The organism is Salipiger bermudensis, from assembly GCF_020171625.1.
Taxonomy (GTDB): Bacteria; Pseudomonadota; Alphaproteobacteria; order Rhodobacterales; family Rhodobacteraceae; genus Salipiger; species Salipiger bermudensis_B.
This window is the reverse complement of the sequence record NZ_JAIUZY010000005.1, coordinates 477,801-498,299: the sequence shown is the minus strand read 5'-3', so window position 1 is coordinate 498,299 and position 20,499 is coordinate 477,801. Positions and strand designations below refer to the sequence as shown.

Annotated in this window: 21 protein-coding genes; 3 read left to right on the top strand and 18 right to left on the bottom strand. The window is 68.6% G+C overall.

Translation table 11 applies throughout. The features are described 5' to 3' along the window. Positions 1-164: 164 nt before the first annotated feature. Entirely contained in the window at positions 165-1,139 is a 975-nt protein-coding gene (gene mbfA, locus LCM15_RS11730) for an iron exporter MbfA (protein WP_224856562.1), read from the bottom strand. A gap of 174 nt (positions 1,140-1,313) precedes the next feature. Between mbfA and LCM15_RS11725 the strand changes: the two genes are divergently transcribed. Continuing rightward, on the top strand, positions 1,314-1,934 hold the full coding sequence (locus LCM15_RS11725) for a TetR/AcrR family transcriptional regulator (protein ID WP_224856560.1): 621 nt from the start codon (positions 1,314-1,316) through the stop codon (positions 1,932-1,934). Between the two features lie 45 nt (positions 1,935-1,979). On the opposite strand, the gene LCM15_RS11720 is transcribed toward LCM15_RS11725, so the two are convergent. The 8 genes from LCM15_RS11720 to argH all read right to left on the bottom strand — a co-directional run bounded on the left by LCM15_RS11720 (position 1,980) and on the right by argH (position 10,149). Next, complete coding sequence (locus LCM15_RS11720; protein ID WP_224856558.1) at positions 1,980-2,690, bottom strand: NYN domain-containing protein; 711 nt, start codon at positions 2,688-2,690, stop codon at positions 1,980-1,982. A gap of 17 nt (positions 2,691-2,707) precedes the next feature. Beyond that, the gene (locus LCM15_RS11715) at positions 2,708-3,208 is read right to left on the bottom strand and encodes a GNAT family N-acetyltransferase (protein ID WP_224856556.1); all 501 of its coding nucleotides are present in this window, start codon (positions 3,206-3,208) and stop codon (positions 2,708-2,710) included. Beyond that, a complete protein-coding gene (locus LCM15_RS11710; protein ID WP_224856555.1) occupies positions 3,208-3,981 on the bottom strand; it encodes a potassium channel family protein in 774 nt (257 codons plus the stop codon). The genes LCM15_RS11715 and LCM15_RS11710 overlap by 1 nt, the downstream gene beginning before the upstream one ends. 186 nt (positions 3,982-4,167) lie before the next feature. Further along, the gene (locus tag LCM15_RS11705; RefSeq protein WP_224856553.1) at positions 4,168-6,735 is read right to left on the bottom strand and encodes a TIGR02302 family protein; all 2,568 of its coding nucleotides are present in this window, start codon (positions 6,733-6,735) and stop codon (positions 4,168-4,170) included. Positions 6,736-6,772: 37 nt separating this feature from the next. Further along, complete coding sequence (gene lysA / locus LCM15_RS11700) at positions 6,773-8,038, bottom strand: diaminopimelate decarboxylase (RefSeq protein ID WP_224856551.1); 1,266 nt, start codon at positions 8,036-8,038, stop codon at positions 6,773-6,775. Between the two features lie 256 nt (positions 8,039-8,294). After that, entirely contained in the window at positions 8,295-8,612 is a 318-nt protein-coding gene (locus LCM15_RS11695) for a DUF2834 domain-containing protein (RefSeq protein ID WP_224856549.1), read from the bottom strand. Next, entirely contained in the window at positions 8,609-8,761 is a 153-nt protein-coding gene (locus tag LCM15_RS11690) for an argininosuccinate lyase (RefSeq protein ID WP_224856547.1), read from the bottom strand. Before LCM15_RS11690 ends, LCM15_RS11695 begins: the two co-directional genes overlap by 4 nt. Next, positions 8,758-10,149, bottom strand: coding sequence for an argininosuccinate lyase (gene argH, locus LCM15_RS11685; RefSeq protein ID WP_224856545.1), 1,392 nt, complete (start codon positions 10,147-10,149; stop codon positions 8,758-8,760). The genes LCM15_RS11690 and argH overlap by 4 nt, the downstream gene beginning before the upstream one ends. Positions 10,150-10,170: 21 nt before the next feature. Between argH and LCM15_RS11680 the strand changes: the two genes are divergently transcribed. Next, entirely contained in the window at positions 10,171-10,731 is a 561-nt protein-coding gene (locus tag LCM15_RS11680) for a TlpA disulfide reductase family protein (RefSeq protein ID WP_224856543.1), read from the top strand. A gap of 100 nt (positions 10,732-10,831) precedes the next feature. On the opposite strand, the gene LCM15_RS11675 is transcribed toward LCM15_RS11680, so the two are convergent. From LCM15_RS11675 to pncA, 5 genes are all read right to left on the bottom strand, one after another. After that, positions 10,832-11,749 carry an extensin family protein gene (locus tag LCM15_RS11675; protein ID WP_224856541.1) on the bottom strand — a complete coding sequence of 306 codons (918 nt, stop codon included), beginning with the start codon at positions 11,747-11,749 and terminating at the stop codon, positions 10,832-10,834. Positions 11,750-11,751: 2 nt separating this feature from the next. Then, positions 11,752-12,660 carry a prephenate/arogenate dehydrogenase family protein gene (locus tag LCM15_RS11670; protein WP_224856539.1) on the bottom strand — a complete coding sequence of 303 codons (909 nt, stop codon included), beginning with the start codon at positions 12,658-12,660 and terminating at the stop codon, positions 11,752-11,754. Then, positions 12,657-13,742 (bottom strand): histidinol-phosphate transaminase, encoded by a 1,086-nt coding sequence (gene hisC, locus LCM15_RS11665; protein ID WP_263619606.1) that lies wholly within the window; start codon positions 13,740-13,742, stop codon positions 12,657-12,659. The genes LCM15_RS11670 and hisC overlap by 4 nt, the downstream gene beginning before the upstream one ends. A gap of 163 nt (positions 13,743-13,905) precedes the next feature. After that, entirely contained in the window at positions 13,906-15,195 is a 1,290-nt protein-coding gene (gene pncB / locus LCM15_RS11660; protein ID WP_224856537.1) for a nicotinate phosphoribosyltransferase, read from the bottom strand. Between the two features lie 100 nt (positions 15,196-15,295). Continuing rightward, positions 15,296-15,889, bottom strand: a complete 594-nt coding sequence (gene pncA / locus LCM15_RS11655) for a bifunctional nicotinamidase/pyrazinamidase (protein WP_224856535.1) — start codon at positions 15,887-15,889, stop codon at positions 15,296-15,298. Positions 15,890-16,220: 331 nt separating this feature from the next. Between pncA and LCM15_RS11650 the strand changes: the two genes are divergently transcribed. Continuing rightward, positions 16,221-17,150, top strand: a complete 930-nt coding sequence (locus LCM15_RS11650; RefSeq protein WP_224856678.1) for a rhodanese-related sulfurtransferase — start codon at positions 16,221-16,223, stop codon at positions 17,148-17,150. A gap of 10 nt (positions 17,151-17,160) precedes the next feature. On the opposite strand, the gene fliP is transcribed toward LCM15_RS11650, so the two are convergent. From fliP to fliF, 4 genes are read right to left on the bottom strand one after another with little or no spacing between them, the layout of a single operon-like run. Beyond that, positions 17,161-17,886: a flagellar type III secretion system pore protein FliP gene (gene fliP / locus LCM15_RS11645; protein ID WP_224856534.1), complete on the bottom strand. Its 726-nt coding sequence runs from the start codon at positions 17,884-17,886 to the stop codon at positions 17,161-17,163. Positions 17,887-17,889: 3 nt separating this feature from the next. Further along, entirely contained in the window at positions 17,890-18,177 is a 288-nt protein-coding gene (locus tag LCM15_RS11640; protein ID WP_007796007.1) for a FliM/FliN family flagellar motor switch protein, read from the bottom strand. Next, positions 18,170-18,775: an ABC transporter ATP-binding protein gene (locus LCM15_RS11635; RefSeq protein ID WP_224856532.1), complete on the bottom strand. Its 606-nt coding sequence runs from the start codon at positions 18,773-18,775 to the stop codon at positions 18,170-18,172. Before LCM15_RS11635 ends, LCM15_RS11640 begins: the two co-directional genes overlap by 8 nt. Continuing rightward, positions 18,772-20,412, bottom strand: coding sequence for a flagellar basal-body MS-ring/collar protein FliF (gene fliF / locus LCM15_RS11630; protein ID WP_224856530.1), 1,641 nt, complete (start codon positions 20,410-20,412; stop codon positions 18,772-18,774). Before fliF ends, LCM15_RS11635 begins: the two co-directional genes overlap by 4 nt. Between the last annotated feature and the right edge of the window lie 87 nt (positions 20,413-20,499).

The following is a 20,499-nucleotide window of genomic DNA, read 5'->3' as shown; positions in this document are numbered from 1 at the left end:
CCTGCGGCCAATTCACCCCCGAGGTATTTTTGAACCAAAGAAGCCAGAAGCGCCGCGCCCCCGGCTTCTCTTCGTCAAAAATACTCCCGCCGGAGGCAGGCCGACCGGTGCCGACAGGGCGCGTTCGGGCAAAGGCGCCGAGGGCTCCGGAGGCCGGCGCCGGCTCAGCCGCTGCCGATCAGCACGCCCGCGGTCAGCACCAGCGCGCCGCCGAGCACCACCTGCATCGACGCCCGCAGGAACGGCGTCTCCATGAACTTGTTCTGGATCCATGCAATCGCCCAAAGCTCGATGAAGACGATGATCCACGCGATGCTCGTGGCGGTCCAGAAATGCGGAATCAGGTAGGGCAGCGCGTGGCCGAGCCCGCCCACCGTGGTCATCACCCCCGACGCGATGCCGCGCTTGAGCGGCGAGCCGCGGCCCGACAGTTCGCCATCATCCGATGCCGCCTCGGTAAACCCCATTGAAATCCCCGCCCCCACCGAGGCCGCGAGCCCGACGAGGAAGGTCGTCCAGGTGTCCTGCGTGGCAAAGGCCGTCGCGAAGATCGGCGCCAGCGTCGAGACCGAGCCGTCCATCAGGCCCGCCAGGCCCGGCTGCACCCATGTCAGCACGAATTGCCGGTGCGCGAGCCGGTCCTCGTCGCTGCGGCTGTCGCTGTCGAGGTTCTCCGCGGTCAGCGCGGCGGCGCGGCTCTCATGGCCCGCCTCGGCGGCGGCGAGGTCGCCAAGCAGCTTGCGCGTTCCGGCGTCGGAGCTGCGATTCGCGGCCTCGAGATAGAACCGCGCCGCATCGCGCTCCATGACCTCGGCCTCCTCGCGGATGCGCTCGAGACCGAGGTTCTGCATCAGCCAGACCGGGCGGCGGGCGTAAAACCCCGCCACGTGCTCGCGCCGGATGAGCGGGATCACCTCGCCGAAGCGGATGCGGTGCGCCGAGATCAGCGCCTGTCGGTGGCCGTCCTCCTCCACCGCCATGCCGTCGAACACCCGTGCGCTGTCGGGGAAATCGGCGCGCAGCATCTCGGCGTAGCTGCGGTAGATCCGGGCGTCGTCCTCCTCGGACGAAATCGCCAGCGCGAGCACTTCCTGCTCGCTGAGATCCTTGAACTGGCGACGCTGGGTGAAGAAACGCATGGAAGAGCCTCACTTTGGAATGATTCTAAAGTAATCGAAAGCAGGCCGGATGCAATGCCCTTCCGCAGGCCCGGTGCGCTGCCTATCGCTGCAGGCCCCGGCGGGGGGGCCGCGCCAAGCTTGCCGGATCTGAACCCCGGGGGTTATGATCCATATCACCAGAGGAGACATTGGATGCCGGGCAACACGGCAAACGTCCGGCGCGGGCGCAAGTACGACCAGGTTTTGGAGGGCGCGCGCGAGATCTTCCTGCGCGACGGCTTCGAGGGCGCGAGCGTCGACGAGATCGCCAGGGCCGCCGGGGTGTCGAAGGCCACGCTCTACAGCTACTTTCCCGACAAGCGCCTGCTTTTCATGGAGATGGCGACCGCCCAGTGCGAGGCACAAGGGGCCGAGGTTCTGGTCGCGCTCGACAGAGACAAGCCGCCACGGGTCGTGCTGCCCTATATCGGTCGCGGTGTCCTCGACTTCCTGCTGTCGGACCTTGGCCAGAAGGTGTTCCGGATCTGCGCCGCCGAAGCCGACCGCTTCCCGGAGCTCGGCGCGCAGTTCTACGAGTGCGGCCCCCTGCTCGTCCGGCGCGAGCTGCACTCCTATCTCGCCGCCGCGATGGCGCGGGGAGAGGTCGAGATCGACGATCTCGGCCTTGCCGCCGAGCAGTTCATCGAGCTCTGCAAGGCCGATCTCTGGATCAAGCGGCTGTTCGGCATCCGGGACCAGTTCGCCGAGGACGAGATCACCCGCGTGATCGAGGCCGCGGTCGACACCTTCATGGCGCGCTTCGGCCCGTCCTGAGCCTCCCGCGCCGCCGTGGCGGTCCCGGTCACCGGCGCCGGGGCGTCAGTCCAGCCGGCGCACCAGAAGCTGGTTGCCCGGCCCGCGCTGGGTCTCGAACACCTTCAGATCCGAGACGAGGTCCGACAGCTTGCGCTTGCCGTAGCTGCGGGTGTCGAAATCGGGGTTCGCCGCGGTGATGAACTGGCCGAGCTGACCCAGCGTGTACCAGTCATCCTCCTGCTCGATGGCGTCCATCGCGGTGAAGATGAGGTTGCGCGCCTCCTCAAGCTTGCCGGTGGCGCGCGGCGTGCGATCCCCGGTCTTCTGCTCCGGCGCGCCGTCGAGGTTCTCGAGGAAGATGAACCGCTTGCAGGCCTTGCGGAAGGCGTCCGGCGTCTTCTGCATCCCCATGCCGTAGACGTCGAGGCCCTGCTCGCGGATTCGGCTGGCAAGGCGGGTGAAGTCGCTGTCGGAGCTGACCACCACGAAGCCGTCGAAGCGGCCGGTGTGCATCAGGTCCATGGCATCGATCACCAGCGAAATGTCGGAAGAGTTCTTGCCCACGGTGTTGGCGGGCGAGTGATGCGGCACCAGACCGAACTCGGCCGAGATCTTCGACCAGCCCGAGATCTGCTGGCTGGCGAAATCGCCGTAGACGCGCCGCACGCTGGCCTCGCCCAGCGAAGCGATCTCGTCGAAGATCGCCTTGGCGTATTTCGGAGAGGTGTTGTCGGCGTCGATCAGGACGGCGAGGAGGCGGGTGTCTTCGGCCACGGAAAATGCTCCTGAAATCAGTCCGTTTCGAGAGCCTTATACATGACCAGCGCGTCGACATAACCCTTTTCGGGGTGATGGAAGGCATCGGGCAGCCGACCGACGATCTCGAAGCCCGCACGCTGCCAGATGTCCACCGCGCGGGTGTTGGAGGAGATCACGAAGTTGAACTGCATGGCGCGGAAGCCGAGGCTGCGGGCGGTGTCGAGCGCGTGGGCCAGCATGGCACGGGCCACCCCCCTGCCGGACCGCGCCGGATCGGTGGCGAAGCCGCAATTGCAGACATGGCTGCCGCCGCCCTTCTGGTTGCGCACGATGTAGTAGCTGCCCGCCACGGCGCCATCGACCAGCGCCGAGAACACCCGGCGCTCGGGGCCGCACCAGTAGGCCAGCGCCTCGGCGCGCGGGATGTCGGCATCGATGGCATAGGTCTCGCCGGCCCGGAACACCGGCTCGAGGATGCGCCACAGCGCCGCGTCGTCGCCGGGAAGATACGGACGGATCGCCACCTCGGTCATCAGTAGCCGCCGTCGGTCTCGATATGGATGGTGTCACCGCAATGCTTGCAATGCACCGCGTCGGCATCATGCAGCGACAGGCCGCACGTGCGGCAGGTCTCGCGTACCTTGACGGGCCGGAACAGCACCTGCGCCAGCCGCAGGAACAGTGTCACGCCGCAGATCATCACCACCACCGAGATCATCCGGCCCAGCGATCCGGTCAGGGTGATGTCGCCGAAGCCCGTGGTGGTCAGCGCGGTGACGGTGAAATAGAGCGCGTCGGCATAGTTCTCGATCTGCGGGTTGGTGCGGTGCTGGGTGGCATAGACCAGCCCGGTCATGATGAAGATGAAGACCAGAAGATTGAGGCTTGCGCTGATCACGTCCTGATAGCGGCGGAAGAAGGGGAAATCCTCGCGCAGCCGCCGGAACAGCTGGTAGGTGTGCAGGAAGCGCAGGGTCCGCACCACCCGCAGGAAGCCCAGCCCCTCGCCGGCGAGCGGTGCGAGGAACGAGACGATCGAGACCATGTCGGCCAGCGTGACCGGACGGATCAGGAAGCGGAGCTTCTGCGGCTCGATCGCCAGCCGGGCGAGGAAATCCGCGAGGAAGACCACTCCGAACAGCATGTCGAACATCCCGACGACGCGGCCATGACTGCCGAACGAGGTGGCGACCACGTAAAGGATCGTGCCGATGTCGAAGGCCAGCACAGCGTAGCGGAAGCGGTGCGCCCGGTCGCTGTCGCCCTCGTAGAGCTCTCGCAAAGTGTCGACCGCCCGATTGGCCATGCCATTCAAATCCCTACCGCTTGTCCCCGCTATACCCATGCGGACGGGCACGGGGCAAGGCGCGTCATGGCAGGCGGCCCGGCGCGCGTGGCACGCGGGCGGCATTCGCTTCTGCGCGCGTGACACGCAGGCGGGAGGGAATCGGACCCGCGCACAGAACGCGCGGGTATCAAATCTGTCGGGAGGTCAGAACCGCTCGAGCAGACGCTCGAGATAGTCGAGCTCTTCCTGCGGGCGCTCGCCCTCGCCGGAGCGGCGGCGGATCTCGTCGAGCAACTCACGGGCGCGGCGGTAGACGTCTTCGTCCTGCACCATGCTCTCGTCGGTGCCGATATTGCCGTTGGCGCCGGCGTTGCGCCCCAGCGGGTCGCGCTGCTGGCCGGGCTCTCCGCCCTGCTGCTGCCCCTGCTGGCCGGGGCTCTGGCTCTGCTGCTGTTGCTGCGCCATCGCCTCGCCAAGGCTGCGCATTCCTTCTCGCAGCGCCTCCATCGCCTGGCTCTGCTGGTCGATGGCCCCGGCAAGATCGTCGCCACGCAGCGCCTCTTCGGCGCCGTCCATCGCCTCCTCGGCGCGGCGCAGCGCCTCGCGCGCGGCCTCGCCCGGATCGGTGCCGGCCCCGGGCAGGTTCTGGCGCTGGCGGTTCAGCTCGTCGCGCAGCTGCTGCTGGCGGCTGGCGAGGCTGTCCTCGAGCGACTGTTCGCCGCCCTGCCCCTGCTGACCTTGCTGCGGCCCCTGGCCCTGCCCCTGCTGCTGACCATCCTGACCCTGTTGGCCCTGCTGCCCCTGCGGCTCACCCTGCTGGCCCGGCTGCCCCTGCTGACCTTGGTTGAACTGGTCCTGCAACTCACGGAAGGCCTCGTCCGACAGACCCTGCTGCTCGCGCAGCGTCTCACCCAGACCTTCCATCGCCTGCTCCCCCGGAGACTGCCCCTGCTGCCCCTGGGTGACCTGCATGTTCTCCATCATCTCCTGAAGCTGGCGCAGGGCTTCCTGCGCCTCGGCCATGCGGCCCTCCTCCATCAGCTCCTGGATCCGGTCCATCATCCGCTGCAGATCGTTCTGGCTCATCTCCATGCTGTCCTGGGACTGCGCCATTTCGGGGTTCTGCTCGGACTGCTCCTGCGCCTGCCGCGAGAGCTGCCTGAGGTAGTCGTCCGTCGCGTCGCGCAGCTCCTGCATCAGCTCGGCGATCTCCTGCTCCGAGGCGCCGTTCTTCATCGCCTCGTTGAGCCGCTCCTGTGCCCGCTCGAGGCGTTCCAGCGCCGAAGCCAGATCGCCCTCCTCGAGGAGGATGGCGAGGTCCCACATCGCCTTGGCGATCTCGGCCTGCTGGTCCTCGCCCAGCGACGGCCCCGCCGCCTCGAGCTGGCGCAGGATGGTGCGCAGCCGCAGATAAGGCACCGCCGAGCGGAAGACCTCGTCGGGCAGGTGGCTGACGGCACGAATGATGCGGGTGATCTCGGGGATGTTGTCGCGGGTCCAGAGCAGCGCCTGGCGCTGCTCGATCACCGCCGCGGCCATCGGATCGAAGAAGCGCCGCCCCGGCAGGGTGATGGTCTCGACCTCGGATTGCCCGGTCTGGCCAGCCTCGTCCTCGACGCTGATGGTCAGGCGCACCGGCAGGTTGGCCCAGGGGTGCTCCGAGAAGTTCTCGACCAGCGTCTCGGTGAAGTCGGACCGGTCGCCGGCGATGGGCATCGGCAGCGGCACCTCGATGGCGGGGCGCGCTTCCGGCTCGGCGGAAAGCAGGTAGTCGCGCTCGACCGCGTCGAGGGCCAGCTCGATCCGCGCATGGCCCGCCACCACGCCATAATCGTCGCTGGCGGCAAAGGGGATCTGCGCCTCGCCCTCGTAGCTCGAGGAGATCTCGCCGTCGCGGCGCACGCTGGGGGCGGCATCGGCGGTGACGCTGACCTCCCAGGCCCGGCCCCCGGGGCCGTCGATCGCCAGCCGTCCCGACTGCAGCACGGCGAAATCCTGCGCCGTCTCCTGCGCCGCCTCGTCCGAGAGCGCCCGGCCCGAGACGCTTTCATCGACCGACAGCGCGCCCACCTCGCCATACATGCGCAGGGTGATCTGCGCGCCCTCGGGCACGCTCAGCCCCGGCGCGGTGATGTCGTTGAGATAGACCGACGGCAGGCGGGTGTAGCCCGGCGGCTCCATCCAGCCCTCCCACGCCGGCCCGGCGGCCAGATCGACGCCGCTCGGCCCCATCGCGGTCACCGACGAGACCCGCAGGAAAGAGCCGAAGACCAGCGCCGCGGCAAAGGCCAGAAGCGCCACGTAGCGCAATGCGAAGGGATCGGCCCTGGCGACCCGAAGGTCGGGCTCCACCGCTTTCGCCTCGGCCAGCCGCGCCCGCATCCGTTCCTGGTGCGCCCGCCAGACCGCCTGCGAGCCGGTGTCCGCCGCCCCGATCGCCTGATCGTCGAGCGCCGCCTGGATCGGATTGCCGCGCAGGCTGCCGTCGAGCCGCGCCATCGCCTCGATCCGCGAGGGCCACACCAGCATCCGCGCGCCGCGCCAGACCGCCCAGCCCAGGGCCGCCACGAACACGGCGCCCGCGGCCCAGACCCATTCCACCGGCACGAGATCCTGCACCCCCAGCATCAGCAGCCCCAGCGCCGCGATCAGCAGCGACCAGAGCGGCCAGAAGGCACGGGTGATGCGCTCCGCGCCCATCCCCCAGAGGGTGAGACGCAGCGGCCACTTGATGGGTTTCAGGATGTCCGGCGGCGATCCCGTCTCGGGCATGGAGGTCTCCTGCGGTCGGGACTGCAGGAGGGATGCCCTACAGCCACTCCGGAAGGCTATCGCGGTTTATGATTTCGTCAAAGCTCGGTCTCCGGCGGATGACAGCGAATTGATCGCCCTTCACCAGAACCTCCGGAATCAGCGCCCGCGTGTTGTACTCCGAAGACATCACCGCACCGTAAGCGCCGGCAGAGCGAAACGCCACGAGATCGCCCGCCCCCAGCGCCGGCATCATCCGGCCCTTGGCGAAGGTGTCGCCGGATTCGCAGACCGGGCCGACGATGTCGAACGGGCGCTGCTCCAGCCCGGCCTCGGGTTCGATGACCGGCACGATGTCGTGATGCGCCTCGTACATGGCCGGGCGGATCAGGTCGTTCATCGCCGCGTCAAGGATCAGGAAATCCCGCCCCTCGCCCTGCTTGAGATAGATCACCTCCGACACCAGGATGCCGGCATTGCCGACGATCAGCCGGCCCGGCTCGATCTCGATCTCGCAACCCAGATGGCCCAGCTCGCGCTCGATCATGGCGCCGTATTCCACCGGCAGGGGCGGCGCCTCGTTGCTGCGGGTGTAGGGAATCCCCAGCCCGCCGCCAAGGTCGAGCCGGGTGATCTCGTGCCCGTCGCCGCGCAACGCCTCGGTGAGCTCGGCGACCTTGCGATAGGCCATGGCGAAGGGCTCGAGCTCGGTGAGCTGCGAGCCGATATGCACGTCGATGCCAACGACCTTCAGCCCCGGCAGCGCCGCGGCCTCGGCATAGACCTCGCGCGCCCGGGCGATCGGGATGCCGAACTTGTTCTCGCTCTTGCCGGTGGCGATCTTGGCATGGGTCTTGGCGTCGACGTCGGGGTTCACCCGCACGGTGACCGGCGCCACCAGACCCAGCTCCGAGGCCACTTCCGAGATCACCCGCATCTCGGGCTCGCTCTCGATGTTGAACTGGCGCAGCCCGCCCTCGAGCGCGGTGCGGATCTCGGCGCGGGTCTTGCCCACGCCCGAGAACACGATGCGCTCGCCGGGCACGCCGGCGGCTTTCGCCCGGGCGTACTCGCCGCCCGAGACCACGTCCATCCCGGCGCCGGCCTCGGCCAGCGTCTTCAGGATGGCCTGGTTCGACGCCGCCTTCATGGCATAGCAGACAAGGTGCGGCCCCCAGGCCAGCGCCTCGTCGAACAGCCGGAAATGGCGCAGCAGCGTGGCGCTGGAATAGACATAGACCGGCGTGCCAACCGCGGCGGCGATCTCGGCCACCGGCACGTCCTCGGCATAGAGCTGCCCGTCACGATAGAGAAAATGGTCCATACCGGCCTCCTGCACTACACGCGCCGCCATAGCGCAGCCCGCACGCTTTCACCAGCCCCGGCCACGCCCCCGGCGCGCCCCCTCCGCCCCGCACAGCAACCCTGGCTTCTCTACGTCCCAAATACTCAAAATCCCGGCCGCACCACACGCGGCGCCCCAAGGCAGAGGCGTCACGCCCGCCACGGCCGCCGCGCCGGAGGCCAAAGGCCGCCGGCAAGACGACCTGCGCGCGCCCCGCAGGGCGCGCTCCGCAGCCTCAGACGGGCCGCGAGCGCAGCCAGAGATACAGCGGCAAGCCGCAGCTCACGCCGATCAGGAACGTGGCGGGAACCGCCCAGAGCGCCTCCCAGTTGCGCCGCACCGCGACCTCGGCCAGCACCCAGAGCGTCAGCACCGTGGCGCTGATCATCAGATCCCAGGTCAGGCCGGTGGTGGCGGCGTTGGCGAACCACGCGTCGATCAGGCTGCCGGGCGACCAGCCGTTCCGCGCCAGCCACGACACGAGATAGACCATCGGGTGCACCGCGCCCCAGAGCGCAAGTGCCAGCCAGAGGTGCCGCAGCCGCAGGCTCACCGGTTGGAGATCCCCACCGATGCGGTGCCCGAGATCGACACGCCCGGCGGCGGGGTCTCGGGCTCCGGCTCGGGCGCGATCGGTGCGCCGTCGGCGCCGCAGGCGGCAAGCACGGCGACGAGCCCGAGGCTCAGGATGACACGGCTCATGCAAGGATCTCCTTCCAGCGGGCCACCTGCTCGCGCACGCGCACAGGGGCGGTGCCGCCATGACTCAGGCGGCTCGCCACCGAGTTATGCACACCAAGAACGTCATAGATACCCCCGGTGATCGCACCGCTCACCGACTGCATCTCCTCGAGCGTCAGGTCCGGCAGGTCGCAGCCCTTGGCCTCGGCCATCGCCACCAGCGAGCCGGTGACGTGATGGGCGTCGCGGAACGGCAAGCCGGTCTCACGCACCAGCCAGTCGGCAAGGTCGGTCGCGGTCGAGAAACCCGCCGAGGCCGCCGCCTCGAGGGTGTCGACATTGGCCGACATGTCCTTGACCATGCCTTCCATCGCGGCCAGCGCAAGCATCAGGTTGTCGGCAGCGTCGAAGACCTGTTCCTTGTCTTCCTGCATGTCCTTGGAATAGGCCAGCGGCAGGCCCTTCATCACCGTCATCAGCGCCACGTTGGCGCCGAAGATGCGGCCGATCTTGGCGCGGATCAGCTCGGCGGCGTCGGGGTTCTTCTTCTGCGGCATGATCGAGGAGCCGGTGGAGAACCGGTCCGACAGCGTCACGAAGCGGAACTGGGCCGAGGACCAGATCACCAGCTCCTCTGCAAAGCGCGACAGGTGCATGGCGCAGATGCTCGCGGTGCTCAGGAAGTCGAGCGCGAAATCGCGGTCGGAGACCGCGTCGAGCGAGTTCTCGGTCGGCCGGTCGAACCCCAGCGCCTCGGCGGTCATGTGGCGGTCGATGGCAAAGCCGGTTCCGGCCAGCGCCGCCGCGCCCAGAGGGCATTCGTTCATCCGCTTGCGCGCGTCGCGCACCCGGGAGAGGTCGCGGGCGAACATCTCGACATAGGCCAGCATGTGGTGGCCCCAGGTCACCGGCTGCGCGGTCTGCAGGTGGGTGAAGCCCGGCATCACCCACGCGGCACCCGCCTCGGCCTGGTCGACCAGCGCCCGGATCAGCGCCAGCAGCCCCTGCTCGAACGCGTCGAACTGGTCGCGGGTCCAGAGTTTGAAATCGGTCGCCACCTGGTCGTTGCGGGAGCGCGCGGTGTGCAGGCGGCCTGCCGGCTCGCCGACGATCTCCTTGAGCCGGGCCTCCACGTTCATGTGGATGTCCTCGAGCGCGGTGGAGAATTCGAACCGCCCCTCCTCGATCTCTGACAGTACCGTGAGCAGACCTTCCCGAATGGTCTCGGCATCGCTATCACTGATGATGCCCGTGGCGGCCAGCATGGCGGCATGGGCCCGAGATCCGGCGATATCCTGCGCCGCGAGCCGCTTGTCGAACCCGATCGAGGCGTTGATCGCCTCCATGATCGCGTCTGGACCAGCGGCAAAGCGGCCGCCCCACATCTGGTTCGAGGACTTGTCGGACATGGCATCACTCCGGGAGGGATCATGAGAAAACTGGCGCTTGCGCTCCTCTATACCGCCACCGCGGCGCTTGCAAATCCGGCGCTTGCCGATCCCAGCGCCGCCGAGGCGCTGCGCGACGGCGACATGAAGAAGCTGAACTTCCACTCCGAGGCCAAGCCCTCCGGGACGGCCGCCTTCGAGACCTTCGGCGGGGAGCCCCTCGCGTTGTCGGACTGGCAGGGCAAATGGGTGCTGGTGAACTTCTGGGCCACTTGGTGCGCGCCCTGCCGCAAGGAGATGCCGGCGCTGGCGGCGCTGCAGGACGCGCTTGGCGGCGAGCGCTTCGAGGTCGTGACCATCGCCACCGGGCGCAACCCGCCGCCGGCGATGGAGGCGTTCTTCGAGGAGATCGGCGTCGACAGCCTGCCGCTGCACCGCGATCCCGGCTCGGCGCTGGCGCGCGAGATGGGCGTGCTCGGCCTGCCGATCACGGTGATCCTGAACCCCGAGGGCGAAGAGGTCGCGCGGCTGCGCGGCGACGCGGACTGGGATTCCGAAAGCGCCCATGCGGTGATCGGCGCGCTGATCGGCCCGGAGAGCTGACGGCTGGCGCGGGCAGTGCGGGATATGCTTCGGCCCGCCCGCCCCCACGGGCGCCGAGTGACCGTCAAAAGACCATCGCGGGCGCGCCGGATGCGCCGCCTCAGCGACAGTAGGAGCCGCTGCGGTAGCGCGCGGTGTCGAAATGCAGGTGGTCTCGGTGATAGCCGTCCGAGCCCGGCCCGAGCACCGTGCCGAACCGCCCGCAGGCGGTGCGGTGCATCTGCTTCAGCGCGCGCCCCTTCGCCCCACCGCCCCAGTCGCGCAGCACGCTGATCTCGGAGCCGTCGCGCAGCATGACGCCCGCGATGTCGATGGCGCGGCCCTTGCCGTGTTCGCTGACCTTGCCGCCGGGGCGGTTGTTGCGGGTCCGGCAGGCGTAATGCGCCGCCACCCGCAGCCCCGCGACGCCGCCGCCCTGGCTGCCGACGGCGGGCTTCAGCCCCTCCTCGATCCAGCGCTTCAGGGTCCTGGCGGTGGTGCAGTCCACCAGCGCCTGCTGGCTCAGCGAGACCCCAGCGACCGACCGCAGCTTCACCGCGTTGTCGATGCCGCAGGCGGGAATACGGCCCGGAACGAAGCCCACCTCCTGCCCCTGGATCGCCAGATCGCCGCAGACCGCGCCGCGGGCGCGCTCCCGCCGCCGTGCCATCGCCTTTTCGACCAGCGCTTTCGGCCGCACCAGCGGCCGCACCGACAGCGCAATGGCCTGCGGTGAGCGCGCCGCAAAGGCCTTGACCAGAGCGCTGCCTGCGGTGGACACGTCGGGCGTGACTGCCGGCTCCTCGACAGCGCGCGGGTCCTGCGCCGGCGCGGCGGCGGGCGCCGACGGGCGCGCCTCCGGCCGGAGGCGCGACAGCGTGCCATCGGGCGCGGCGGTGACGACGACGGAAGGCCTGGGCGCCGGAGCCGCCTGCGCGACGGCCTGCCGGGCCAGCGGGCGCGGCGAGTGGTCGGGAGCGGAGGCCGGGGCCTGCGACGCAAGTGTCAGAAGACAGATCAGCGTCCCGAGGCCCCGCATCCTCATTCCTTCCGGATCCGGCCGAAGTCCGGCGCGTCGGTGTCCTGCCCGGCCTGCAGGATGCCGCGCCGGATCTCGCGCGTATGGGTGAAGTAGTCGAACAACGTGTCGCCGTCGCCGGTGCGGATCGCCCGTTGCAGGGCGAAAAGCTCTTCGGTGAAGCGGCCGAGGATCTCGAGCGAGGCTTCCTTGTTGGTCAGGAAGACGTCGCGCCACATGGTCGGGTCCGAGGCCGCGATGCGGGTGAAATCCCGGAAGCCCGCGGCGGAGAACTTGATCACCTCCTGGTCCGAGACCCGGCGCAGATCGTCGGCGACGCCCACCATGGTGTAGGCGATGAGGTGCGGCACGTGGCTCACCACGGCGCAGACGAGATCATGATGCGCCGGCTCCATGCGCTGGGTGTTGGCGCCCAGCGCCTGCCAGTAGGTCTCGAGCGCGGCGGTGGCCTCCTCCGAGGCGTCCTGCGGCACGATCAGGCACCAGCGGTTGTCGTAGAGCGAGGCAAAGCCCGATTCGGGGCCGGAATGCTCGGTGCCCGCCATCGGGTGGGCCGGAACGAAGTGCACGCCCTCGGGGATGTGCGGGCCGACCTCGTCGATCACCGCCTTCTTGACCGAGCCCACGTCGGTCACGGTGGCACCGGGCTTGAGATGCGGCGCGATGGCCTCGGCGACGGCGCCCATGGCGCCCACCGGCACCGCCAGAACGATCAGGTCAGCATCCTTCACCGCCTCTTCGGCGCTGTCGCAGACCGTGTCGCACAGGCCGATGCGGCGCGCGGTCTCGCGCGTTTCGCTGCTGCGGGCATAGCCCGACACATGCGCCGTCATGCCGGCCCGCTTCATCGCCCAGTACATCGAGGACGCGATCAGGCCGAGGCCGATCAGGGCGACCTTGCCGTAGCTCATCGGGCACCTGCCTTGAACAGCCCGATGCAATGCGCCACCCGGCGGCACGACGCCTCGTCGCCGACGGTGATGCGCAGCGCCGCCGGCAGCTTGTAGCCGGTGACCCGGCGCACGATGACGCCCTGGCTCTGCAGGTAGGTGTCGCAGGCCGCGGCTTCGTCGGGGCTGGTGAAGCGCGCCAGCACGAAATTCGCCGTCGAGGAATCCGAGGGCACGCCATGCTCGGCCAGCGCCTCGGCCAGCCAGGCGCGCAGGCGGGAATTGTCCTCGCGACTCTTCTCCACATGCGCGGTGTCGCGGATCGCCGCCTCGGCGGCGACGAGCGCCACGTTCGACAGGTTGAAGGGCTGGCGGATGCGGGTCAGCACGTCGATGATCTGTTTCGGCCCGTAGCCCCAGCCGACGCGCATTCCGCCCAGCCCGTAGAGCTTGGAGAAGGTGCGGGTCATCACCACATTGCCGCGCGATTCGACGAGCTGCGCGCCGCCATCGTAGCCCTCGACATATTCGGCATAGGCACCGTCGAGCACGAGGATCGCCTGCGGCGGCAGGTTCTCGGCCAGACGCTCGATCTCGGCCAGACCGATCATCGTGCCGGTCGGGTTGTTGGGGTTGGCGATGAACACCAGCTTGGTGCGGTCGTTGCAGGCGGCGAGGATGTTGTCGACCGAGACCACGCGCTCGGTCTCGGCCACCTCGACCGGTGTCGCGCCGACCGCGTGGGCGAGGATCCTGTACATCGCGAAGCCATGCTCGGTGTGGATCACCTCGTCGCCCTCGCCGGCATAGGCGTGGCACAGGAACTGCAGCACCTCGTCGGAGCCCACGCCGCAGATGATGCGGTCGGCATCGAGCCCGTGCACCTCGGCGATGGCGGCGCGCAGCTCGGCATGGTCGGTCGAGGGGTAGCGATGCATCTCGTGGACGACGCGCTTCACCGCCTCCTGCGCGGCGGGAGACGGGCCGAACGGGTTCTCGTTCGAGCTCAGCTTGACGACGTTCGACACGCCCGCGACGCTGGATTTCCCGCCCTCGTAGAGCGCGATGTCCATGATCCCGGGCTGCGGTTCGATACCAGCCATGATGCCACCTTACAGATACTGCCGCGCCCTTCTAGCCCGCGCCATGCGCCATGGCCAGCCTAGACCAGAGCTGCGGCGCGGTGCCGCAAAATCTTTGGCCAAAGATTTTGACTTCGTCGGGGGGCGCGAAGAATTTTCGTCCAAAAATTCTTGGGCGGCGGGATCACACCACGACGGCGCGGCGCTCCTGCTCGCCGACCTCGAAGACCCGCTTGTAGCGCGCGATCTCGCTCTCGGGGCCCATCGCCTTGTTGGGGTTGTCCGACAGTTTCACCGTGGGCCGGCCATTGGCGCTGACCGCCTTGCACACGAGGCTGAACGGCGCCAGCCGGTCATCGGGCGTGAGGCCGCGGAAATCATTGGTCAGCAGCGTGCCCCAGCCGAACGAGACCCGCACCCGGCCCGCGAACTTGCGGGACAGCTCGAGGATCTTGTCCTCGTCGAGCCCGTCCGAGAAGATCACCAGCTTCTGGGTCGGATCCTCGCCGCGGGTCTTCCACCACGCGATCGCCGTTTCAGCGCCGCGCTCGGGGTCGCCGCTGTCGATGCGGATGCCGGTCCATCCCGCCAGCCAGTCCGGGGCGCGCTCGAGGAACCCCTCGGTGCCGTAGGTGTCGGGCAGGATGATGCGCAGGTTGCCCTCGTGCTCGTCGTGCCAGTCGGCCAGCACGTCATAGGGCGCGCGGGCCAGCGCCGCGTCATCCTCGGCCAGCGCGGCATAGACCATCGGCAGCTCGTGCGCGTTGGTACCGATGGCCTCGAGATCGCGGTTCTTCGCGATCAGGCAGTTCGAGGTGCCGGTGAAGCGATCGCCCAGCCCTTCGCTCATCGCCTGCACGCACCAGTCCTGCCAGAGGAAGCTGTGCCGGCGGCGGGTGCCGAAATCGGCGATCTTGAGGCCGGGCTGGTCGCGCAGGCGCTCGATCTTCTCCCAGAGCTTGGCGGTGGCGCGGGCATAGAGCACCTGAAGCTCGAATTTCTTCATGTCGTCGAGCACGGCGCGGCTGCGCAGTTCCATCAGCACCGCCAGCGCCGGGATCTCCCACAGCATGACCTCGGGCCACGAGCCCTCGAAGGTCAGCTCGTACTGGTCCCCGACGCGCTCGAGGAAATAGGGCGGCAGGCGCAGGTTCTCGAACCACTCCATGAAGTCGGGGCGGAACATCTGGCGCTTGCCGTAAAACGTGTTGCCGCGCAGCCAGGTGCTCTCGCCCCGGGTCAGCGACAGCGAGCGGATGTGGTCGAGCTGCTCGCGCAGTTCCCCCTCGTCGATCAGCTTGGCGAGCGGCACGTGGTGCGAGCGGTTGATCAGGCTGAAGGTCACCTGCACGTCGGGGCGGTTGTGAAACACCGACTGGCACATCAGCAGCTTGTAGAAATCGGTGTCGATCAACGAGCGGACGATCGGGTCGATCTTCCACTTATGGTTCCAGACTCGGGTGGCGATTTCCACGGGCGTTTCCTCGTTCGCAACGTCGACGCCCCTGATACGCCATCCTTGGCGAGGGGGCCAAGCGCTTTCTCGGACGGGATTTTCCGCCCCGAAAGCCGGTTCAGGCCAGCGTGACGCCGGCCTCCTGCATCCCTTTGCGCGCCGCCGCCAGCGAGCCGTCGAGATCGATGCCGCGGCAGGCGGCTTCGTGCACCGTCACCTCGAAGCCGAGCCTCGCGGCATCGAGTGCCGAGAAGTTGACGCAGAAATCGGTCGCCAGCCCCACCAGCGTCAGCCGCTCGATGCCGCGCGTGCGCAGGTAGCCCTCGAGCCCGGTCGGGGTCTCGTGGTCGTTCTCGAAGAAGGCCGAATAGCTGTCGATGCCGGCGCGAAAGCCCTTGCGGATGATCAGCTCGGCGCGGTCGGTGGCGAGCTGCGGGTGGAACGCTGCGCCCATCGAGCCCTGCACGCAATGGTCGGGCCAGAGCACCTGCGGACCGTAGGGCATCTCGGTCATCTCGAGCGGCACCTTGCCCGGGTGCTGGCTGGCAAAGGAGGAATGCCCCGCCGGGTGCCAGTCCTGGGTCAGGATCACCGCGTCGAACTCGGCCATCATGGCGTTGATCGGGGCGACGATCTCGTCTCCCCCGGTCACGGCGAGCGCGCCCCCGGGGCAGAAGTCGTTCTGGACATCGATCACGACGAGCGCGTGCATGGCGGAGACTCCCTTTGGTTTCGGGCCGACCCTGACCCCGCCCGGAGGCAGGGTCAAGGCGGGCCGATGCCCTCACTCCACCCCCCGCGACGGCGCGTTTTGTCCTTCGAAGGGAGGTGCCACCGCGCCCCGGACGACCTTGGCGCCGCCCCCTCTGGCCCTGCCAGCCCGGGCCGAGCGCGGCGACGCGTCACCTCGCATGTGACAGACGCGTGGATCGCCTCGGTTTTCGCCGGGAACCCCGCCGTTTGTCCGGACCCGCCTGCGCGGGCGGGGGCGCGCCATCCTGTCCGCTTGCGCGCGACACGGGCTTGGGCCTATGTCTGCGCCCATGTTTACCGTCTGCGCCCTCTACCACTTCACCCGCTTCGACGATCCGGACGCGCTGCGCGCGCCGCTGCTCGAGCTCTGCCGCGCCCGGCAGGTCACCGGCACGCTTCTGCTCGCCGGCGAAGGCATCAACGGCACCATCGCCGGGCCCCGTGACGGCATCGACGCGGTGCTGGCGCATCTGCGCGCCCTGCCCGGCTGCGAGGCGCTCGAGTGGAAACTCTCGACGGCGCAGGAGCGCCCCTTCGCGCGGATGAAGGTCCGGCTGAAGCGCGAGATCGTCACCATGGGGCAGCCCGATGTCGATCCCCGCGCCCGGGTCGGCCATTATGTCGAGCCCGCCGACTGGAACGCGCTGATCCGCGCGCCGGATGTGGCGGTGATCGACACCCGCAACGACTACGAGGTCGCCATCGGCACCTTCGAGGGCGCGGTCGATCCGCAAACCGAGAGCTTCCGCGATTTCCCGGAATGGTGGGAGAAGAACAAGGATCGCTTTCACAACAAGCGCATCGCGATGTTCTGCACCGGCGGGATCCGCTGCGAGAAATCCACCAACTGGCTGATGAGCCAGGGGGTCGAGGAGGTCTACCACCTCAAGGGCGGGATCCTGAAATACCTCGAGGAGGTGCCGGCGGAGGACAGCAGCTGGCAGGGCAGCTGCTTCGTCTTCGACGGGCGCGTCTCGGTCGAGCATGGTCTGCGCGAGGGGCCGCACCTGCTGTGCCACGCCTGCCGCCGCCCGATCCTGCCCGCGGATCGCGCGCGCCCCGAGTACGAGCACGGCGTCTCCTGCCATCTTTGCATCGACGAGACGTCGGACGAGGACAAGGCCCGCTTCCGCGAACGCCAGAAACAGATCGCGCTGGCCCGCGCCCGAGGCGAGCGCCACCTGCACGCGGATGTGCCCGACGACGCGCCCGAGTTCTGAGCCTGCGACGCTAGAAGTAGCTGCGCACCAGCGCCCCGGCGAGCAGTGACCAGCCATCGGCGATCACGAAGAAGGCGAGCTTGAACGGCAGCGACACGATCGCCGGCGGCACCATCATCATGCCCATCGACATCAGGATCGCGGCCACCACGAGGTCGATGATCAGGAACGGCAGGAAGATCAGGAAGCCGACCTGGAAGGCGCGCGCGATCTCGGACAGCATGAAGCTGGGGATCAGCAGCGACAGCGGCGCTTCGGGCCGCAGTGTCTCGCCCGAAGCATCGGGGCGCAGGTCGGCCATGCTCGCGAAGGTGGAGACGTCGGTGCGCCCGGCCATGAAGCCGCGGAACGGCCCCAGCGTGCGCGCCACACCCTCTTCGACGCTGATCTCCTCGTCGATCAGCGGCCTGAGACCGTCCTGCCAGGCGGCGGTGAAGGTCGGCTCCATGACGAAATAGGTGAGGAACAGCGCCAGGCTGACGATCAGCATGTTGGGCGGCGACTGTTGCAGCCCAACCGCCTGCCGCAGGATCGCGAGCACGGTCACGAGGAAAGGAAAGCAGGTCACCATGATCGCGATGCCGGGCGCGAGGCTCAGCAGCGTGATCAGCGCGATGAGCTGGAGCGAGGTCGCGGTGAGCGAGCCGCCTTCGCCGAGGTCGAGCCGCAGCTCTTGCGCCGTGGCTGCGCCGGCGAAGGCGATGAAGATCAGCGCCGAAAGGGCCGCGCGCCGCATCCTTCAGGTCGGGCTCCGGAAATCCACGACCTCGGTCAGCCGCACCGCGAGCTGCCCGTTCTCGCCGCCATCGACCACCTCGAGCGCGCCGATGCCGATCAGCCGGTCGCCGACATAGAGCTCGACCGGATCCTCGAGCCGCTTGTCCAACGTCAGCACCGAGCCGGCACCGAGCTTGAGAAGGTCCCGCACCAGCGGTCTGGCCCGCCCGACCGAGACGGTGATTTCGATCGGCACGGCGGTGAAGGGCGTTGCCCCCTCAGGGCGTGCGGTTTCGCTCTGCTCAGCCATGCGCGGCCTTCCTCCGGTTGTCCTGCACGAATCCCTGCACCGCCTCGGCGACCTCGCGGGCGAGACCTCCGAGGTCGACCTGTGTCTCGCTGTCGCCGAAGCGGATGTCGGCCTGGCCCTCGGCCAGCGTCGGATCCTCGACAACGCTCAGCGGGAAGCCGAAATCCTCTTCGATCAAGGGCGCCACGGCCTCTTGCCCGCCCGGCGCCACCGCGATGACCACGTCGAGCCGGCCGATGTCGGCGGCCATGGCGCGAAGCTGTTCGCTCAGGTGCAGCCCGAGCGTCTGGTGAATCGTGGCCGGGAGCAGCTTGGCGACGACCTCTTCCAGCAGCGGCGAGATGGCGTGCAGAACCTGATTGCAGGCTTCGTGGTAGGTGAAGGACAAATCCTGCAGGTTCTGCGCGAAATCGCTCGAGATACGCGACTGGTCGTCGGTCTGGGCCTTGATCGCGTCGTCCCAGCCGGCGCGATAGCCGCCATCGAACCCTTCGAGCTTCGCGGCCTCGAGGGCGCCATCGTCCGGCACCGCGACCGCAGGGCCGGCGCCCGCCCGCGGTGCGCCGAAATCCTCCAGAAATGCCGCCAGTCCGGTCATTGCACCTCCTCCGCGCGATCTTCGCTGTCGTCGAGCCAGCTGCGCAGGATCTCGACCGTCTCGCTCTTGCGCTCTTCGATCAGGCCGCGCAGGCGGTCGACCGGGTCTTCCTCGGCCGGGCTGTCGAAATCGACCATGCCCATGCCGCCGAAATCGCCGCCGCCGCCCAGCGCCGGCAGTCCGCCGAAATCATCGTCCTCGATCTCGCCATCGAGCGCCACCCCGCCCGCCTCGCTCGCGCCTCCGGGCAGTGCCAGCGCGCCGTCACTCGCGCCGGGGAGCGCCGCCTGCGCCGGAGCGGCGAGGATCGGGCGCACCACGAACAGCCCGAGGATCAGCGCCACCATCGCGAGCACCCCGATCTGGATCAGCGTCATCGGATCGAGCGACATGGAGAACCACCCCGGCTCGACCGGGCCGGTGCCCAGCCCTTCGGGCCGTTCGAACGGCATCGAGCGGATGGTGATCGCGTCGCCGCGCGCCTCCTCAAAGCCGACCGCCGAGGCGACCAGATCGCGCAGCGCCGCAAGCTCCTCCTCGGGCAACGGCACGAACTCTTCCGCGCCGTCGGCGCCCGGGGCCAGTGTGCCGTTCACCAGCACGGCCACGGTCAGGCGCTTGATGGCACCGGGCACGCGGGTGACCTCGCGCATGGTTTCGGAAACCTCGTAATTCACCCGCTCGCGCGTTTCACTGCTCTGGCTTTGCGAGCTGTCGCCGCCGCCGGCCTCGCCATCCGGCAGGTTGGAGGCGACCGTCACATCGCCGCCGCCGCTGTCCTGGGAACTGCTGCTCTCTTCCTCGGTATCGGTCGAGATCACCACCCGGCCTTCGGGATCGAACTGCCGCTGGCGGATGGTCTCGCTTTCGGTGACGGTGTCGACGCTGACCTCGACCACCGCATTGCCGAGGCCCACCCGCGCCTCGACCAGACGCTGCACCCGGTCGCGCAGCAGCGCGGCGCGATCCTCGGCCGTCGGCCCGGCGCCGCTGTCGTCCTCCGCCCCGATGAGACCGCCCTTGCCGTCGATCACTGCCACATCCTCGGGCATCAGACCCGGCACCGCCGAGGCCACGAGGTATTTCAGCGCCCGGGCCTGCACCGGCGACAGAACGTCGCCATTGGTGGTGACCGAGATCGAGGCCGACGGCGAGACATCGCGCTGGAAGGGATTCGCGGTGGAATTGGCGATATGGACCCGCGCGGTGGCGATATGGGGGCTGGCAACGATGGTGCGCGCCAGTTCCCCTTCCTTGGCGCGCCAGTAGGCGGCATCGAACATCTGCGAGGTGGTGCCGAAGCCCGAGAGCCCGTCGAGCAGTTCGTAGCCTTGGTTGGAATTGGCCGGCAGCCCCTCGCTCGCCAGCGTCATGCGCAGGGAATCGCGCTGCATGTCCGGCACCAGGATCGCACCGCCGCGCACCTCGTAGGGTATGCCGCGCGCCTCCAGCGCCGCGACGACCTCGCCGGCGGCGCCTTGTTCAAGGCCGGCATAGAGCAGCGACATCGACGGCTGAGAGGCCATGCGGCCGAGCGCCAGCACCGCGGCGATGGTCGCCAGCGTCGCCGCGATCACCAGCACCCGCCGGCGCGCCCCCAAAGACCCCCAGATTGTCGCAAGCTGCTGCAAGACCATCCTCCGTTCCGACCGTTCTGCCCGGTGCGCTCATCTTTGGAGCATCAGACTTAACAATCGGTTAGTTCCTGTGCGGCTATACCCATG

What these genes read in the sequence shown, in the direction of transcription:
- fliF (WP_224856530.1), bottom strand. Translation starts at nt 20,412, where the DNA reads ATGGTCTTGCAGCAGCTTGCGACAATCTGGGGGTCTTTGGGGGCGCGC.
- LCM15_RS11650 (WP_224856678.1), top strand. Translation starts at nt 16,221, where the DNA reads ATGTTTACCGTCTGCGCCCTCTACCACTTCACCCGCTTCGACGATCCG.
- LCM15_RS11725 (WP_224856560.1), top strand. Translation starts at nt 1,314, where the DNA reads ATGCCGGGCAACACGGCAAACGTCCGGCGCGGGCGCAAGTACGACCAG.
- argH (WP_224856545.1), bottom strand. Translation starts at nt 10,149, where the DNA reads ATGTCCGACAAGTCCTCGAACCAGATGTGGGGCGGCCGCTTTGCCGCT.
- LCM15_RS11710 (WP_224856555.1), bottom strand. Translation starts at nt 3,981, where the DNA reads ATGGCCAATCGGGCGGTCGACACTTTGCGAGAGCTCTACGAGGGCGAC.
- hisC (WP_263619606.1), bottom strand. Translation starts at nt 13,742, where the DNA reads ATGGCTGGTATCGAACCGCAGCCCGGGATCATGGACATCGCGCTCTAC.
- LCM15_RS11715 (WP_224856556.1), bottom strand. Translation starts at nt 3,208, where the DNA reads ATGACCGAGGTGGCGATCCGTCCGTATCTTCCCGGCGACGACGCGGCG.
- LCM15_RS11690 (WP_224856547.1), bottom strand. Translation starts at nt 8,761, where the DNA reads ATGAGCCGTGTCATCCTGAGCCTCGGGCTCGTCGCCGTGCTTGCCGCC.
- LCM15_RS11670 (WP_224856539.1), bottom strand. Translation starts at nt 12,660, where the DNA reads ATGAGCTACGGCAAGGTCGCCCTGATCGGCCTCGGCCTGATCGCGTCC.
- pncA (WP_224856535.1), bottom strand. Translation starts at nt 15,889, where the DNA reads ATGCACGCGCTCGTCGTGATCGATGTCCAGAACGACTTCTGCCCCGGG.
- LCM15_RS11680 (WP_224856543.1), top strand. Translation starts at nt 10,171, where the DNA reads ATGAGAAAACTGGCGCTTGCGCTCCTCTATACCGCCACCGCGGCGCTT.
- mbfA (WP_224856562.1), bottom strand. Translation starts at nt 1,139, where the DNA reads ATGCGTTTCTTCACCCAGCGTCGCCAGTTCAAGGATCTCAGCGAGCAG.
- LCM15_RS11640 (WP_007796007.1), bottom strand. Translation starts at nt 18,177, where the DNA reads ATGGCTGAGCAGAGCGAAACCGCACGCCCTGAGGGGGCAACGCCCTTC.
- lysA (WP_224856551.1), bottom strand. Translation starts at nt 8,038, where the DNA reads ATGGACCATTTTCTCTATCGTGACGGGCAGCTCTATGCCGAGGACGTG.
- fliP (WP_224856534.1), bottom strand. Translation starts at nt 17,886, where the DNA reads ATGCGGCGCGCGGCCCTTTCGGCGCTGATCTTCATCGCCTTCGCCGGC.
- LCM15_RS11635 (WP_224856532.1), bottom strand. Translation starts at nt 18,775, where the DNA reads ATGACCGGACTGGCGGCATTTCTGGAGGATTTCGGCGCACCGCGGGCG.
- LCM15_RS11675 (WP_224856541.1), bottom strand. Translation starts at nt 11,749, where the DNA reads ATGCGGGGCCTCGGGACGCTGATCTGTCTTCTGACACTTGCGTCGCAG.
- LCM15_RS11705 (WP_224856553.1), bottom strand. Translation starts at nt 6,735, where the DNA reads ATGCCCGAGACGGGATCGCCGCCGGACATCCTGAAACCCATCAAGTGG.